Below are 16,321 nucleotides of genomic sequence, written 5' to 3'. Positions count from 1 at the left end.
CAAATTGCGATTCAATCCGTTGGAAAGCAGTAGTTGCATATGCAGGATTGACAACGTTTTGACAAATGGGAATTTTGGCTTATAGTATCTGGTAACACGTGTTACTGACACGAATTACTAACACGTGTTACTGAAGATTGCCAGTCATACTGGTAAGTGAGACCGAAGGAGATCTAACTTGAGTTCAGATATTCAATCAACTGGAGCAACGTCGCCGGTTGTGAAACATAAAATGAGTGTAACGCGCATTTTGGGTCTGCTGATGCCGACCATCATCGCGCTCTATGGTGTCTATCAGGCCATCAATCAGGTGCTGTTGCCTGCCCAACTTGCTCAAATCTCGCCGTCGGGCAAGGTGCATTATATGGCCATCGCCTCCTTGGTGGAATCGGTGGTCGGTACCATCATTCTGCCTGTTGGCGCGGCGATTTCCGACCGTACTCAGACCAAGCTCGGCAAGCGTACGCCATGGTTGCTCTTCTCGGCGGTGGGTACTTTGATCACCTGCCTGATTATGGCTACCGCAAAATCGATTCCTGTTGTCGTCGTCATGGCAGGTTTCGTATGGTTCTTCGCCAATTGGTATCAGGGCGTCATCTATGCGGTCATCCCCGATCGCATTCCCGAGAATTATCGTGGTATGGCCTCATCCGCCGCAGGCTTGGGGCTCCCCTTCGGTATCCTGATTTTCGTCAATATCGCAGCCCGTACCAGCCGGTTCGTCGGCTATGCCGTTGTGGGCGTCTTCATCGTGGTCACCACGATCCTGTTCTGCGTCTTCGCCCGCGAGGATTCCTCGATTCGTGCGAAGGCCGAAATCCGGGAAGCCGACAAAACCGAAGAGGCGCAAGGCAAACACACCGCGTTCTTCTCCGCGTTCCTGCATCGTGATTTCACTATGGCGTTCCTCTCTCGTTTCTCGTTCTTCTTCGCCAACTTCGCGGTCTCCAATTTCACGTTCTATATTTTGAGCGATTACATCGGCGTGAAGAACCTGCCGAGCGGTAATGTCGCCGCCAACGTCGCGACGGTGTCGACGTTCTCCACCATAGCCCAGATCATCGCGATCATCGTTTTCGGCAAGCTCGCGGATATGCTCGACAGAAGGAAGATGATCGTGGCGCTTTCCTCGATTATCTACATGGTTTCGTTCATCGTTCCGCTGGTTTCCAAGACGTGGATCGGGATGTTGATTTACGCCGTCATCAGCGGCGCGGCTTCCGGTGTCTACTTCGCGGTCGATATCGCCGTGATGTCGCTGGTGCTTCCCAGCAAGGCGGATGAGGGACGAGATCTTGGCATCCTTGCGATTGCGACCTCGGTTCCTGCCGCCGTCGCCCCGCTTGTAGGCTCGACGTTGCTCGATATCTTCGGCACCTACGCTTCCATTTTCATCTTCGGATGTGTCACGGCCCTGTTGGGTGGCCTGTTCGCGTTCATGATCAAGTCGGTGCGCTAACCGGCAATCCGCTTGTGGGCAGACGCAGGTGCTGCCTGAAAAATTTCTGATAACAGAATCTCAATAAAAGGGGTATGTATGCCATACGCAAAAAACAAAGATGTATCACTGTATTACGAATCGTACGGTCCACAAAATGGTCCGTCGCTGATCATGATCGAGGGCTATACCGCACAGATGGTCGGCTGGGAGCGTGGTTTTGTGGAAAACCTCAACGCCGCCGGTATCCGAACCATCCTGATGGACAACCGTGACGTCGGGCTTTCCTCGCAGGTTGCGGGTCCCGATGAAACCGGCAAATGCTATTCGGTTGCCGACATGGCCGATGACGTCGTGGCCGTGGCCGATGCCTGCGGGCTGAAGAAGTTCCATGTTCTCGGTCAGTCGATGGGCGGTATGATCGCCCAGCAACTGCTTGTCTCCCACGCTGACCGCCTCAAATCCGCCAGCATCCTGTTTACGGCTCCGGCCAACCAGCCCCAGTGGATGTCCGAATCGAATTCGTCCGGCGACAGCGAGACCAAAGGCCTTGAAGCGGCGGATTCAAGAGATGAAGCCATTGAGATTTTCATCTCGCGCGAACGCGCCTGCCACGAAGGTTCCGTCTATGGGTTCGACGAGCAGTGGGCCCGTGAGCTCGGTGGCATCACCTACGACCGTTGCTATCGTGTTGACGGCTGGCGCCGGCAGCAGGCGGCGATGTCTGATTTCGCCATTGACGCCGATAAGCTCAAGGCCAGCACGGTTCCGTCCGTAGTGATCCACGGCCGTAATGATCCGTTCTTCAACGACGCCGCCACTTGGTTTATAGCCGACCATTTGAAGAATTCCGAATTGCACGTTTACCCGGGAATGGCGCATGAGATTCCGCGTGCGTTGTGGGGAGAATTCACGACTATCATCGCTCGCACCATCCGCCGTGGAGAACAGTGAACGGTCATTGAGGTCTAAGGCGCGCCGTTAGCAGCTATATCTGTTGCCTGGCGTCCCGATTACGGGTGCCACGATTTCATAATGCATCATTATGAAATCGTGGCACTCTTTTGTTGTCTATCCGATTGAATAGGTGTCTTGAATGGGCGTCCGTATTGGACAGCTTGTAATACTTCTTGCTTTCGATGAGCTGTTTATTCGCCATCTATGGTGGGCCGGTACGATTCGTCTTTGATTGTATGCGTGGTCATCGATGATATTATTACTTTATAATAAGTTTTACGTTTGCTGGCAAGGAGGCTGCTATGGGCAAGAAACACGGTAAGAAACACAGTAAGAAAATCATCAGCGCAAAGAAATTCAAGATCGTCGACAATCTGGACACTGCAGAAAAGCGGCTTGAGGACCGGCTGTTCCTCATGCAGATGGCGATGGACGAATACGACGAGTATCTGGGCGGAACGTTGGAACGTTCGGTTTCGTGGTATCTGATGTGCTCGTGGTACGGGCTTTCGACCATGCAGAGTGCGATTTTGATCGCAAGGCTGGCGACTCTGCTTGACGCTTCGCAGAGCGGGCACAAATGGACGCCGTTCGTCCACGCGCGCCAGGGCAAGCGCGGTTTGGAGATTTACGCCAGGAAAAACAAGTCGAAGCGTGAGAAGGGGCCCGCGTTTGACGTTGCGCATATCCGTATGGTCATGCGTTCGGTGATGACCAAGGAGAAGCTTGAAGCCATCACCGACGAACAGGTGATGCGTTTCGCCCGCACGTTGCAGAGCATCGCCGCGCGCGAGGAAGAGCGCGAGGCAAAGAACGGCCGTAGGGACGATCCCGATTCTCCCGGGGCCGTCGCGTTCGAGGACGCCAAGGAATACGCCGATCCGGACGCGTTGGATGACGTCGATGATATCGATGACGGGATCGGTGATGTCGACAGCTTTGACGATTTTGAGGGCGGACCGTTGGATTCCAAGACCGCCGAGGTCGCCGAGGACGTCGGAGTTCTGGGTGAAACCGGACCGTTGAATGAATCTGCGGCGGCAGAGGGATTATCAAAAAGTGATGACGCTGAAAATCGTGACGATGAAAGTGATGACGCTGAAAGTCATGATGTCCATGGCAAGCACGCTCAAAGCGACGATTCGCTGACGGATATTCCAGAACTCAAGCGGCTCGATCTGGGCAAGGAGAGCTAAAACAGATATAACAACGGGAAATATGCCAAGAGGGGTTGCACTGTGATTAAGCAGTGCAACCCCTCTTAGTATGTTGCTTTCAGCGTTTCAGCCGCAACGCTTCGGTTATTTCTTCTTGGGCTTCTTGGCCGGTGGCTCGCCGAGCTCGGAATCGCTGACCTTGACGATAATCTCGTTGTCCGGACTATCGGCGGAATCTTCGACCGCAACCGTGAGCGGACCAGTGACCTTGCCGGCTTCGGCGATGTCGACGAGGCTCAAGTCGATGGCGGTCTTGCCGGCCTCGTTGGCCGCGTTAAGCGTTGCCTTCAGAATCGGGGTCTTCATCGAGACCTTGGCCTGCGACTTCAAGCCGCGCAGCTCGGCGAGCGCCTTGCCTGCCCAAACGAGCATGTCCGGGTCGGCGTCGCCCGCAGCGGCCTCGTAAGGCTCGGCGGTCGGCCAGGAGGAGGTGTGCACGGAGCCCTCGCCTGCATGCATCCAGTGCCAGACCTCTTCGGTGGCGAACGGCATATACGGCGCGAGCAGACGTGCGAACGCCTCAAGGCCGAGGCCCAGCGTGGTGTGCGCGGACTTTACGGCGGCGGCCGTCGGCGTCTTGCCGGTGGAGTCGGCGGTGCCGTAGGCGCGGTTCTTTACCAACTCGATGTAGTTGTCGCAGAACTGCCAGAAGAAGGTCTCGATGAGTTCGAGTGCCTTGGAGTGCTCGTAGGCGTCCATCGACTTGGTGGCTTCGCGGATCACGGTTGCCAGGCGAGCCATCACCGCGCGGTCCAGCGGTTCGGTGACGTCGGCCGGATCCCAATCGGCGCTTGAGGCCGCGCCAACGTGATGGTTGTCGTCCTCGCGGCCGATGGCCAGCGCGAACTTGGTGGCGTTCAACAGCTTGATGGCCAGACGACGGCCGATCTTCATCTGCCCCTCGTCATAGGTGGCGTCGAGACCCAGCTTGGCGGAAGCGGCCCAATAACGCACCGCGTCGGCACCGTACTTCTCGATCGGCTCCTTGGGAACCACGACGTTGCCCTTGGACTTCGACATCTTCTTGTGGTCGGGGTCGAGAATCCAGCCGGAGAGCGCGGTGTGCGCCCACGGCAGGCAGTGGTTCTCGAGGTGCGCACGGTCCATCGTGGTGAAGAGCCAGGTGCGGATGATGTCCTGACCCTGCGGGCGCAGGTCCATCGGGAAGGTGGCCTTGAACAGGTCCTTGCTCTCCTGATCGGGCTCCTCCCAGTGGGTGACGATCTGCGGGGTCAGCGACGAGGTGGCCCAAGTGTCCATGATGTCCTTTTCGGCCGTGAAGCCGCCGGGCACGTCGCGCTGCTCCTCCGTGAAACCGGAAGGCACGTCGTTGGTCGGGTCGATGGGCAGCTGGTCCTCGTTCGGGGTGATCGGGTGGTCGTAATCCGGCTCGCCGTCGGCCTTGACCGGGTACCACAGCGGGAACGGCACGCCGAAGAAACGCTGGCGGGAAATAAGCCAGTCGCCGTTGAGGCCGTTGACCCAGTTCTCATAACGTACGCGCATGAAATCGGGGTGGAACTCGAGCTCCTTGCCACGCTCCAACAGCTCGGCGCGCAGTTTCATATCGGTGCCGCCGTTCTTCAGGTACCACTGGCGGGAGGTGACGATTTCGAGCGGCTTGTCGCCCTTCTCGTAGAAGTTTGTCATACGCTTGGTGGGCTTCGGCTCGCCGTCGAGGTCACCGGATTCGCGCAGGTGCTCGACGATGATCTTGCGGGCCGTGAAGGTGGTCTTGCCTTCGGTCTCCTCGAAGATGGCCTTGCCGCCTTCATCGGAAATCCAATCCGGCACGCTCATGATGATGCGGCCGTTGCGCTGGATGATCGGGCGGAGCGGAAGGTTCAGATCACGCCACCACTCGATATCGGTCTGGTCGCCGAAGGTGCAGCACATCGCGATGCCGGCGCCCTTGTCCATCTCGGCGGCCGGATGTGCCATAATCGGCACCTTGACCTTGAAGAGCGGGGAGTAGACGTACTGGCCGAAGTACTTCTGATAGCGTTCGTCGTCGGGGTTGGCGATCAGCGCGCCGCAGGCTGCCAGGAGCTCGGGACGGGTGGTCTCGATGTAGATCGGCGTGCCGTCCTCGAAGCGGAACGCGACGCGGTGATAGAAGCCGTCGTATTCGCGGCTCTCCAGCTCGGCCTGCGCCACCGCGGTCTGGAAGGTGACGTCCCAAAGGCTCGGTGCGTCCTTCTGATAGGCCTCGCCGCGCTCGAGATTGCGCAGGAACGCCTTCTGCGCCACGCGCTGCGGGTGCTCGCCGATGGTGTGATAGGTCTGACGCCAGTCGATGGACGTGCCAAGGGAACGCCACAGCGCCTCGAACTGCTTCTCGTCCTGCGCGGTCAGGCGCTCGCACAGCTCCACGAAGTTCTTGCGGCTGATCGGCACCTGGTCGCGGGCCTCGATCTTCTTGCCCTGCGTGCCTTCGAACGGCGGCTTGAAATCAGGATCGTATTTGAGCGACGTGTCGACGCGCACACCGTAGTAGTTCTGCACGCGGCGCTCGGTGGGCAGGCCGTTGTCGTCCCAGCCCATCGGATAGAAGACGTGCTTGCCGCGCATACGCTCGTAGCGGGCGATGACGTCGGTGTGGGTGTAGGAGAAGACGTGGCCCACGTGGAGGCTGCCGGAAACGGTAGGCGGCGGGGTGTCGATGGAATAGACGGACGCACGGTCGGGGGCGCCGTTTCCATCGCGCGGAATCTCGAATTCGTAGGTGCCGTCGTTGTCCCATTCGGCGCGCCATTTGTCTTCCAGGCCGTCGACGCCGACCCGGTCGGGCAGCGGCGAAAGGCTTGCGTGGATAATGCTATTGTCCTGATCAGTCATAACGACCAATTTTAGAAAGCAATGGTGACATAGGGGCCGTGTGGGCTGACATATGAGCTTTAGGCCGGCTATCTCGTCCTCACGTCACGCAACGGCAGGTATTCGTCGGTCATATTTTTGGGGTAACCGGCGATGTTGTCATCGGCGACGACCATGCTGCTTTCGGTGTAGAGCCAGGCGCTGCCGGCATCGGAGCTCACGGCCTTGGCGTAGGCGCGCAGGTTCTGCTGGTAGTCGATGTCGTTGGGTGAGGCGAGCGCGTTGCGGTAATCCTCCTGCGCCTGGCTGCCCTGATAGCCGAACCTGCCGTCGGCGAACGCGCCGAGGTCGTCGGGCCCTTGCATGGCGACGATGGCCATTTTGTAATCACCGTTGGCGACTCGTTGCGCAAGCGTGCTGTCGTCGACCACCTGCATGACAAGATTGAAACGGGTCGTCTTGAACTGCTCGACGATCTGCTGGCCCAGTGTCGCGTATTCGGAAGGTACCAGGAAAGTGATGTCACCGATATAGTTGGGCCCGAAATAGTTGATGTCGTTCTTGCCCTCGTCAAGATTGTGCGGGAACATGACGGAAAGGTCATCGTAGCCCGGTTCGAGAGGGCTGATGGGCCCGTTGAGCACGGAGGCGGCGTTCGGCTGCGCCTTGGTGATTGACTCGTTGTCGAGGATGTAGCGCACGGCCGCGCGCGCACGTTGGTCCGAAAAGATCGAGTCGGCGTTGTTGTTGAGAGCAAGCGTGACCTTGGAGGTTGTCAGTCCTTTGGAGACGTTGTATTTTTTGCTGTTTTGGAAGGGCTTCGGGGAATCCGACGGGCGCAACACGGCAACCTGGATCGTTCCGTCTTTCATGGCTTTGTTCAATGATCCCGCCGAGTCGAAATAACGCATGGTCATCTGCGAGCTGGCCGATTGCTGCTTCCAATAGAGAGGATTACGCGTGAAAACGATGGAATTGCCGGGGTCGAAACTGTGTACGGTGAAGGGCCCGCTGCCGCTGGCCTGTTTGGCATAGTTGACGTTGGAAGTCGAATCATAGACGATTCCGGCCCGCGAGGAAAGCGCGCGCAGAAGTCGCGGATTGGGGGAGGAAAGATTTATCTGCACCGTTGAGGTGTCGGGATTTTTGACGGATTTCAGTCCGGTCAGATCGACGGAGCCCACATAGTCCTTATTGATGACCTGCTGCAGGGAATAGACCACATCGGTGGAATCCAGAGCGTCCCCGTTGGCAAAACGCATATCCGTATTAAGGGTGAACGTATAGTTGAGCCCGTCTTTGGAGACGTCCCAGCTTTTGGCGATGGACGGGACGGGCTTGTTGTTCTCGTCGCGGCCGACGAGGGTTTCGTAGACGTTGCCGATCAGCGCTTGATCGAGTTCTTTGCCCTGCACGGTGCGGATGTCAAGGGATTGCGGCGCGGGCGAGTCGAGGCCTACGGTGACCTCCGAACCGGAATGGAGCAACGTCGCGTCAACGGAACCGTGGCTGAAATGGGCCCAGCCGACACCCGCAAGAGCGAAAAGCACTACCGCAGCACCAAGGAAGGCAAGACCTCTTACTGGTCCGCTTGTTTGCGGCTTACTACGTGACATGACTCCAAAGTTTACTATCCGGTGCTGAATGATTCCTGAAAAAGGTGTGAAGCCTGAAGTGCCGGGATTTTGGGTGGGTGCCGATGCCCCGATACGCTCAACCGAACAGCCCGTCAACCGAACAGCCCTGCGGAAGGGCAGGTGTCGTTGAGCGGGCAGTCGGCGCACGCCGGCTTGCGCGCGTGGCAGGTCGAACGGCCGAAGAGGATGAGACGATGCGAAAGGTTCGTCCATTCCTCCGGTGCGAAATAACCGGTGATCTCCTTTTCGATCTTCACCGGATCGGGGTGTGTGCTGCGCCAGTCGGTGCGCCAGCGCAGGCGGCCGGTCAGGCGCATGACGTGGGTGTCGACGGGGAAGCCGGGGATGCCGAAGGCGTTGCCCAGCACGACGTTCGCCGTTTTGCGGCCGACTCCCGCCAGTTTGGTCAGTTCCTCCATCTTCTGAGGCACGACGCCGTCGTAACGGTCCATCAGCTGGCCGGAAAGGGTGATGATGTGGTCGGCTTTGGCGTGGTAGAAACCGACCGGGTGGATGATGTCTTCGATGACTTCCGGGTTGGCCGCCGCGAGCCGCTCCGGCGTGCCGTAATCCTTGAACAGCGTGGGGGTGACGCTGTTGACGCGCACGTCGGTGGTCTGGGCGCTTAGGACGGTGGCGACCAACAGCTGGAACGGCGTCTTGAAATGTAATGCGCACGCGGGTTCGGGGATGAGCTCGCGCAGGATCTCGTATTCGCCGTGCATGCGCTCGAGGCGTTGTTTCTTCGTTTCCTTTGGCATAGCAGCGATTATAGATGGCTGGGATACCGCACGTGATGCTGATGGTGAATTGTGCAATTTTTGCGCTGCCGGTGTTTGTTAGGTGGCTCAAATCTGGTGTAACGTCAGGCTCGATTCTAGCGCAACGTTGAGGTTCCGCCATTTTGTATCGCTGAGATTGGTTCAGAGGCCTATTTATGTCGTGTGTGATGCGTATGGTGCGAGCCGGAGTTGAGCCGTGATTTGGACAGGGTTTAGACGGAGTTTATCCGTAATTAAGCCGTAATCCTGAATGACGTTTCGGATGTGCCTGCTTGCGCGTTTACGTCAGTCGTTGTCGGTATCGGTGCCTGAAGTGCCTGGAGCTGGTGCGTGGCCATCGGAGACGTCATGGTTATTGTCATCGTCGTCCGGCGGATCGAAACGATAACCGACGTTGCGCACGGTGCCGATCATATGCTCGTACTCGCCGCCGAGTTTGGCGCGCAGGCGGCGGACGTGGACATCGACCGTGCGTGTGCCGCCGTAATAGTCGTAGCCCCACACCTCCTGCAGCAGCTGGGCGCGAGTGAAGACGCGATGCGGATGCGCGACGAGATATTTCAGCAGTTCGAATTCCTTATAGGCCAGATTCACCGGTTCGCCGTTGAGCGTCGCCGTGTAACCCTTGGTGTCCACCACCAGATCGCCGGAACGAATCTGCCCGTCGTCGCTGTAATTGTCGCGTTCCACAGACGTGCGGGCGGTGGCGGGAGCAGCCTGACCGCGCTCGCAGACCAGCCGAAGCCGGCCTTCCACCTCGGCGGGGGAGGCGTTGCTCACTACGACGTCGGCCACGCCCCACTGGATGTTGATGGCGGTAAAACCACCTTCCGTAATAATAGGAATAATCGGAATGGAAAGACCGGATGCGTGGATGAGATTGCACAGCGTCTTGGCGTTGGCCAGATCGTCGCGCGCATCGAGGAACAGAATGGTGTTTTCGGGAAGCTTCACCAGGCTCGCGGCATCCATCGGCAGGACTCGCACGCGGTAGGAAAGCAGGGCGAGACTTGGCAGAACGCTCGCGGGATTGGGGGCCATCGTCATCAATGTCAGATCGGTCATCGAGCCCTCCCTCCCAGGCGCATCCCCGCTTGACTGCCGGCTTTGCCGTTTCGCTCGGACGGTCCCAAGCATAAATCGACATCGAGTGTACGACGTCATTGGGGTTTATGCGATTGTCACCATTGTACCTGTTGGTTGTGGACACTGGCGGCTACCATATTTCTTATAGAAAACCTTGTTGGTTTCGGCATTGTTACGCCGGAGTTCCGCGTTTTGGCAGCGTTCAACGGTTTGGCCGCGAGGTTTTTGTATGACGGTATTCGTGCCTGGTGGCATGAAAAGCGAGCGATACGAGACGGAACGGGGTTACGGATGGCTGCTGCGGCGAATGGCGACGGCAATGATAAGAGGCATTCTCTTTCGATAGGTTCCACCAGGGGAATGGTGGCGCTTGAGGTCGGCGCGTATGTGGTCATTGCTGTTCTGTTGATTGCAGCGTGCTTTGTCGAAGGCCGGATGGAAGTGGCCATCTTTACGGCGGTTGCCGGGGCGCTGGCGATTTTCGTAGGGGTTTCCTGGCCGTTGCACACCAGCGTTTTTGACGCTTTGGTGGGAGCTTTCGGCGGATTCGGCATGATATACGGCACCGAGACATCATTGACGGAGGCGCTGCCGAAAACCGCTGGTATGACAGGGCCGCGTAGGCTGCGCCGCCACGTATCCGCACGTTTCGACGCGATGTCGGGCAGCGAATTGCTGCATTGGTGTACGCTCTGGGCGGGCGCATTGCTGATTGTGCTGGCGGCGTTCGTCATCCTCGGTTTCCTGCATCAGATGCTGCGTCGTGAGCGCACGAATATGGTGCTTTCCCTTTCGCGCGGACTGATGTTCGACGTCGCGATGGCGGGGGCTTCGGGCTGGGTGTTCGCTCCGGCTCTGCTGCGCTATTTCGGCGTCGGCACGTTGGGTGCCTGCAAGCCGTATGTGGTCGCGATTGTCGTGGTGATCGCCGTGGCTCTGCTGGCTGCGTTGTCATGGGCCTCGACCAGGTGGGCGAAGGATTATCGTGCCTCCGGAAGTCCCTTGCCGCGCTTCAAGCTCGAGGCCGGCAATGGGAAGGATGTGCGTAATTTCCGCAGTTATGCGCTGTATTCTCTGGGATTGATGCCGGTGATGTACGGCGGCTTCGTCGTGTTCCTTGCTCTGGTCGCGCTGCTCGTTTTCGTTGGCTGAGAGGTTGCTATCTGTCTGCGTAAAAAGTGCGTTTTAACTGGTCTAATACGCATATTCTTACCGCATCTGTGAATAAAGTGCGTTTTAGCTGGCGTAAAATGCACATTTTTGCCGAGTCTGTGAATAATGTGCGTTTTGTATACGTTTGGATGCGCGTGTTAGTGTGGTAGCCCGATCTTGCGAATGCCTTTGTCGCTTCTCGTGACAACGTGACTGGCTGTCTCTACCAGGCGATGATGCCGAGGTGCTCCAGCAGGGTTTTTAGGCCGATGAGAATGAGGATGATGCCGCCGACGATTTGGGCGGTCTGCTGCCAGCGCACGCCGATGGTGTGGCCGAGGTAGAGGCCGGCGATGGAGAAGGCTCCCGTGATGACGCCGATGATGGCGGCGGCAGCCCAGATGTTGAGTGGCATGAACTGGAAGCTCACGCCGACTGCAAAGGCGTCGATGCTGCATGCCACGGCCAGCGGTGCCATGTGTCGCCAGTCGAATTGCGCGGTTTCCTTGGCATCCTCCTCAGGCTCGCCGAAAGCCTCGCGGATCATGTTGCCGCCGATTAGCACGAGCAATCCGAAGATGATCCAGTGGTCGACCGCCTCGACATAACGGCCGAATAATGAGGCGAAGAAATAGCCAAGAATGGGGAAGAGTGCTTGAAAGCCGCCGAACCACAGTGCGGTTTTGAGTGCGTTGACCGGCCTGACGTGTTTGGTGGCTAATCCCTTGCCGATGGCGATGGCGAAGGCGTCCATGGAGACGGACACCGCGATAAGCAGGATTTCGATAAGCATGGCCTCTGCCTTAGAGAAGTGGGAATTGGCTGGTATATGGCTGGTATATGAAAAGAAGGTGCCGGAATACGCATTCGAATTCCGGCACCTCCATCAAGACGAGATCCTCTGTGGCGAATCACTTCACCGCAGGAGACGTGTCAGCAAGTGAAAACGTTCACTTCTGGGAGGCGGCGAGGCGCTCGCGGGAAGCCTTGATCTGCTTCTCGGCCTCGGCCACGTTGGTCCAGTAATCGCCGGGCTTGACTTCCTTGCCGGGCTCCAGGGCCTTGTACTGCTCGAAGAAGTGCTTGATTTCGGCCTTGTGGTACTCGTTGACGTCGTCGATGTCCTTGATGTCGTCGAAACGCACGTCGGCGGGCACGCACAGCACCTTGTCGTCGCCGCCCTCTTCGTCTTCCATGTGGTAGAGGCCGACGGCGCGGCACTCGATGACGCAGCCGGGGAACACGGAGTTCGGGATCATCACCAGGGCGTCGAGCGGATCGCCGTCTTCGCCCAGGGTGCCCTCGATGTAGCCGTAGTCGTCCGGATAGCCGAAGGAGGTGAAGAGGGTGCGGTCGAGCGTGATGCGGCCGGTCTCCTGGTCCACTTCGTACTTGTTCTTCGATCCACGCGGGATCTCGACGAGAACGTTGAATGTCTCTGCCATGTTTGCTCCTTTTGAACGTCTGTTGAACGTAGTGTTTGTTGCCGAACTCAAGTCTAGCGCAGATACTCGCCGATGCGGTTATCGGTTTTATTTTGCTTTTGACTGCCGGTGGATGGGCTGGGTTTGGCCTATTCCGGTTGGGTCTTCATTCCTGCTTGTTTTCGGTGACGCTGAAAATATAGGCCGGGCGCTCGGCGGGATCGAGGGTGATCTTGTTGTTGCTCGACCAGGTGAAACTGCCGCCGCCGAGTTCGTCGTGGACGTCGAAGGTATGATCACGGGGCAGGCCGAGCAGTGCCGGGTCGAAGTTCACCTCCGAGGTGTGGGCGGCCTTGCCATCGAGGTTGACCACGGCGATGAGGGTGTCGCCAAGGGCCGCAAGAGTTGCGTTTTCGGCTCCGTCGTTTGCGCTGCTGGTCTCGTCGCTGTTCTGCTTATCCGCCAAACCGGTTGTCATCGGCGGGATATGGCGGGCGAAGGCGACGACGTTTGGGTCGCTGGTCCAGAGCATGGTCACATCGTGATAGCTGCGGCAGGCAGGGTGCGCGCGGCGGATGCGGTTGAGGTCGGTGAGCAGCGTAGCGATACCATATTTATCGGCCTCGCTCCAATCGCGCACCTTGATTTCGTATTTCTCGTTGTCGGCTTGCTCTTCGTGGCCTTCCTGCTGCCGGTTCTCCACCAGCTCGTAGCCGTTGTAGATGCCCCAGGAAGGCGAGCCCATTGCGGCTAGGACAGCGCGGACCTTATGACCAACCGGTCCGTTGTCGCGCAGATAGTCGGTGAGGATGTCGGGCGTGGTGGGCCAGAACGTGTTGTGCTGGTAGTAGGCCTCGTCGCTGTTGGTGGTCTGCAGGTATTCGCTCACTTCGTCCTTGGTGTTGCGCCAGGGGAAGTAACTGTGCGACTGGGTGAAACCGGCCAGACTCAGCGCCCGCATGATCGCCGGGCGGGTGAAGGCTTCGGCAAGGAAGAGGATTTCGGGGTGCTTGCGCTGCACCGCCTCGATGACATCCTGCCAGAAACGCACCGGCTTTGTGTGCGGGTTGTCGATGCGGAACATGGTGACGCCCGCTTCGACCCATAGATTCATGATGCGCTCGGTCTCGCGCTCGATGCCGGGCATGTCGATGTTGAAATCGATGGGGTAGATGTCCTGGTATTTCTTCGGCGGGTTCTCGGCGAACGCGATGGTGCCGTCCGGCTTGTGGCGGAACCAGTTCGGATGCTCACGAACCCACGGATGGTCCGGCGAACATTGCAGCGCGAAGTCCAGCGCGATCTCGAGTCCGAGCTTGTGCGCGTGGGTGCAGAACGTCTTGAAATCGTCCATCGTGCCGAGCAGCGGGTCGACCGTATCATGACCGCCGAGCGACGAACCGATGCCGAACGGCGAGCCCGGATCGTCCGGTCCCGCCACCAAGGCGTTGTTGCGGCCTTTGCGGTTGGTGACGCCGATGGGGAAAATCGGCGGCAGATAGACCACATCGAAACCTTCGGCCTTGGCGCGGTCGAGCCCGGACAATGCGGTTTTCAGCGTCCCCTGAGTGATTTCGCCGGTTTGCGGGTCGCGGTTCGCGCCTTCGGAGCGCGGGAAGAACTGGTACCACGCGGTGAAGCTCGATCCGGGGCGTTCGACCCTGAAACGTTGCGGGGCGCTCGCGCTGAGTCCATCCCGCAACGGATTCGAGTGGTGAAGGGCCGAGATGGCCGGATTGTCGGCAGCGGCAAGCCGCTCCTTGATATCCAAGGAATCGTCGGCAAGCAGTTGGGCGGCTTTTTGCAAGGCGTTGCGCTGGGCGTCGTCGAGGTTGCAATCAGTATTCTCCGACCAGCGTGCGAGAAGCTGGGAGCCTGAAATCAAGGCGTTTTCGGCGTCATCGTCGACGTCGACCTTGATGCGCGCGTCGGCCAGCCAGGAGGCGTACGCATCCTCCCAGCCTTCGAGCACGACCGTCCACTCGCCAAGCTGTTGCCGGACTTTGCCGAAGTCCTTGTTCCATGGTTTGAGGTCGCTGGGAATGCCGGCGGCGAGTTCGGCTTTCCATAAATCGAGGCCTGGATTGGTGCAGGTCATGGCGACGCGTTGCCTGACCTCGCCGTGCGGGTCGCGCAGAACCGCGGTGGCTCCGGTATGGCTCCGGCCTTCGATGAAGATTTGCGCCGTCACGGTGAATGCTTCGCCCAGTTCGATGCGAGCCGGGAAGATTCCGCGCTGTTCGCACGGTGTGACCGACATGATGACGATTCGTCCGAATTGGTGAGGTGCGGCAATGGGAATGCTGGGTGTGGCCGGTTCCTTGAATTCCTGGTTTGTGGTGTTGGCTGCCATAATTATTCCCGCCTTATTTTCGCGTCGCTGAATTGTTTTGTATGTCTCATTGTAAAGGCACGTTTGGTGGCTTTTGGCGTTTTTAGACGGAATGATAAAATTTGTGTATAACTATTTTCTTGTATTGCAAAATAGTTGATAACCATGTGGGCAACTTGGTCGAGGATGACCTGAAAACGGCGAAATGTGGATAGTGAAAACTAAGTTATCCACAACACGCCGAGACCCCGATCATTCGACCACAGTGCCTGAAATCGGCACGGAAATCTGAAGAATTATGCAACCATAGCGATATCAGGTTGTGAACGGGAAAGTGAGAAAACGATGAATGACGAAGCGAAATCGGAACAGACTGCCGACGAACGAGGTGAGAAGGATGTGCCGCCTCCTGCCGGGCCCAGCAGTCATACTGCCTCGCCGCGAGCGGGTGAGGCCCCCAACGAGCATGACGTTGTTGCGGCTGAGGGCAGATCGCCGTTTTGGAAGAGGCGTGTGGTGTGGATGGTGGTGGTTGCGTTGGCCGTTGTCGTGGTCGCCGTTGTCGTTGGCGGGATGGTATGGAGCAGGCATGTCAAGGATGAAGCGCTTTCGGGCTGTCGGCAACAAGCGGGGCAGATTCGGCATCTTGCAGGTACGTCTCTTGGCAAGGACGCGATAGAGGCCGGGAAAGTGGGCAAGAAGGATGTCGCCGACGCCAAGACTTGGGAAGCGCTGCAGGGCAGCCAAAAGAAGCTGGCTGGTTTGGTGCGTGAGGGAGTGCCCGCTTGCGACGCAACTTCACGCGTGGCGGCTCAAGGGCAGAAAAGCAAGGCTGCTGCATTACTGAAGTCGATGGAGAAAGCCCGCGCCAATGTTGAAAAGTCGGCGAAGGCGGTATTGGTCAGCAGAGACATAAAAGTTTTGAAGGATACTCAGGACTTATTGAGCGCGAAAGTCGGGCAGGCGAAGCAGCTGTTGGATTCATCGGCGGGCAACGTGGCCGACGATGCGACGCGTACGGCGCTTTCGCAGCGGATTGACGCGGCGAACGGGTTGCTTGGCAGTCACAAGGGCAAGGTCGCCGATTTGCAACAGACTTCACAGGCGTTGGACGATGCGGTCAATGGGGTCAACGCGAGCGTGCAGGCGAAGGCAGAGGCCGATGCGCAGGCTGCTGCGGCTGCTGCGGCGGCTCAGGCTCGGGCGGCGCAGCAACAAGAACGAAACCGGCAGGGGCAAGCGGCTGGTGGTGGCTCGTCTGCGCTAGCGTCGCCGAAACACTATCCGAATGAAGGTGCATGGGATGCATATCAAAAATATCTTGCAGAGCACCCGCCGAAGCCTATATGTACTGATCCCAATAAGTTTTGTCCTATTGGCTGATAAATAAGATTGTGCCGCCGTCCCCGTCTCTTTCTTGGCGGATCGGAACAGGGCCAGCGGCTCCAATAGTTGGAAGAGGGCAAACCGTCCTCTTCC

General features: G+C 58.2%; 12 protein-coding genes. 5 read left to right on the top strand and 7 right to left on the bottom strand.

Annotation, left to right across the window (positions count from 1 at the left end; genetic code table 11):
* Positions 1 to 232: 232 nt before the first annotated feature.
* From OZX71_RS07780 to OZX71_RS07770, 3 genes are all read left to right on the top strand, one after another.
* Positions 233 to 1,459, top strand: coding sequence for an MFS transporter (locus tag OZX71_RS07780; RefSeq protein ID WP_277146143.1), 1,227 nt, complete (start codon positions 233 to 235; stop codon positions 1,457 to 1,459).
* Between the two features lie 78 nt (positions 1,460 to 1,537).
* Positions 1,538 to 2,392 (top strand): alpha/beta hydrolase, encoded by an 855-nt coding sequence (locus OZX71_RS07775; RefSeq protein ID WP_277146144.1) that lies wholly within the window; start codon positions 1,538 to 1,540, stop codon positions 2,390 to 2,392.
* A 305-nt stretch (positions 2,393 to 2,697) separates the two neighbouring features.
* Positions 2,698 to 3,591, top strand: a complete 894-nt coding sequence (locus OZX71_RS07770) for a hypothetical protein (RefSeq protein WP_277159909.1) — start codon at positions 2,698 to 2,700, stop codon at positions 3,589 to 3,591.
* 105 nt (positions 3,592 to 3,696) lie between these two features.
* Here the strand turns inward: OZX71_RS07770 and valS are convergent, their stop codons facing one another.
* The 4 genes from valS to OZX71_RS07750 form a co-directional block, all read right to left on the bottom strand.
* Complete coding sequence (valS, locus tag OZX71_RS07765) at positions 3,697 to 6,450, bottom strand: valine--tRNA ligase (RefSeq protein ID WP_277159908.1); 2,754 nt, start codon at positions 6,448 to 6,450, stop codon at positions 3,697 to 3,699.
* A gap of 68 nt (positions 6,451 to 6,518) precedes the next feature.
* Positions 6,519 to 8,045, bottom strand: a complete 1,527-nt coding sequence (locus tag OZX71_RS07760; RefSeq protein WP_277159907.1) for an ABC transporter substrate-binding protein — start codon at positions 8,043 to 8,045, stop codon at positions 6,519 to 6,521.
* 113 nt (positions 8,046 to 8,158) lie between these two features.
* Positions 8,159 to 8,827 carry an endonuclease III gene (nth, locus tag OZX71_RS07755; RefSeq protein WP_277159906.1) on the bottom strand — a complete coding sequence of 223 codons (669 nt, stop codon included), beginning with the start codon at positions 8,825 to 8,827 and terminating at the stop codon, positions 8,159 to 8,161.
* 306 nt (positions 8,828 to 9,133) lie between these two features.
* Positions 9,134 to 9,913, bottom strand: coding sequence for a response regulator transcription factor (locus tag OZX71_RS07750; protein ID WP_277146149.1), 780 nt, complete (start codon positions 9,911 to 9,913; stop codon positions 9,134 to 9,136).
* Positions 9,914 to 10,225: 312 nt separating this feature from the next.
* On the opposite strand from OZX71_RS07750, the gene OZX71_RS07745 reads away from it, so the two are divergent.
* Positions 10,226 to 11,086 (top strand): hypothetical protein, encoded by an 861-nt coding sequence (locus tag OZX71_RS07745; RefSeq protein ID WP_277146150.1) that lies wholly within the window; start codon positions 10,226 to 10,228, stop codon positions 11,084 to 11,086.
* Positions 11,087 to 11,309: 223 nt separating this feature from the next.
* Here OZX71_RS07745 and OZX71_RS07740 read toward each other — a convergent pair whose 3' ends face one another.
* From OZX71_RS07740 to OZX71_RS07730, 3 genes are all read right to left on the bottom strand, one after another.
* The gene (locus tag OZX71_RS07740; RefSeq protein WP_277159905.1) at positions 11,310 to 11,879 is read right to left on the bottom strand and encodes a manganese efflux pump MntP family protein; all 570 of its coding nucleotides are present in this window, start codon (positions 11,877 to 11,879) and stop codon (positions 11,310 to 11,312) included.
* Positions 11,880 to 12,036: 157 nt separating this feature from the next.
* Positions 12,037 to 12,531 (bottom strand): inorganic diphosphatase, encoded by a 495-nt coding sequence (locus tag OZX71_RS07735; protein WP_277159904.1) that lies wholly within the window; start codon positions 12,529 to 12,531, stop codon positions 12,037 to 12,039.
* A gap of 145 nt (positions 12,532 to 12,676) precedes the next feature.
* Positions 12,677 to 14,863 carry an alpha-1,4-glucan--maltose-1-phosphate maltosyltransferase gene (locus tag OZX71_RS07730; RefSeq protein ID WP_277159903.1) on the bottom strand — a complete coding sequence of 729 codons (2,187 nt, stop codon included), beginning with the start codon at positions 14,861 to 14,863 and terminating at the stop codon, positions 12,677 to 12,679.
* 324 nt (positions 14,864 to 15,187) lie between these two features.
* On the opposite strand from OZX71_RS07730, the gene OZX71_RS07725 reads away from it, so the two are divergent.
* Entirely contained in the window at positions 15,188 to 16,225 is a 1,038-nt protein-coding gene (locus OZX71_RS07725; RefSeq protein WP_277159902.1) for a hypothetical protein, read from the top strand.
* Positions 16,226 to 16,321 lie beyond the last annotated feature (96 nt).

The sequence above is a fragment of the Bifidobacterium sp. ESL0764 genome (assembly GCF_029395515.1).
Lineage (GTDB): Bacteria > Actinomycetota > Actinomycetes > Actinomycetales > Bifidobacteriaceae > Bifidobacterium.
This window is presented reverse-complemented; position numbering and strand designations above follow the sequence as displayed.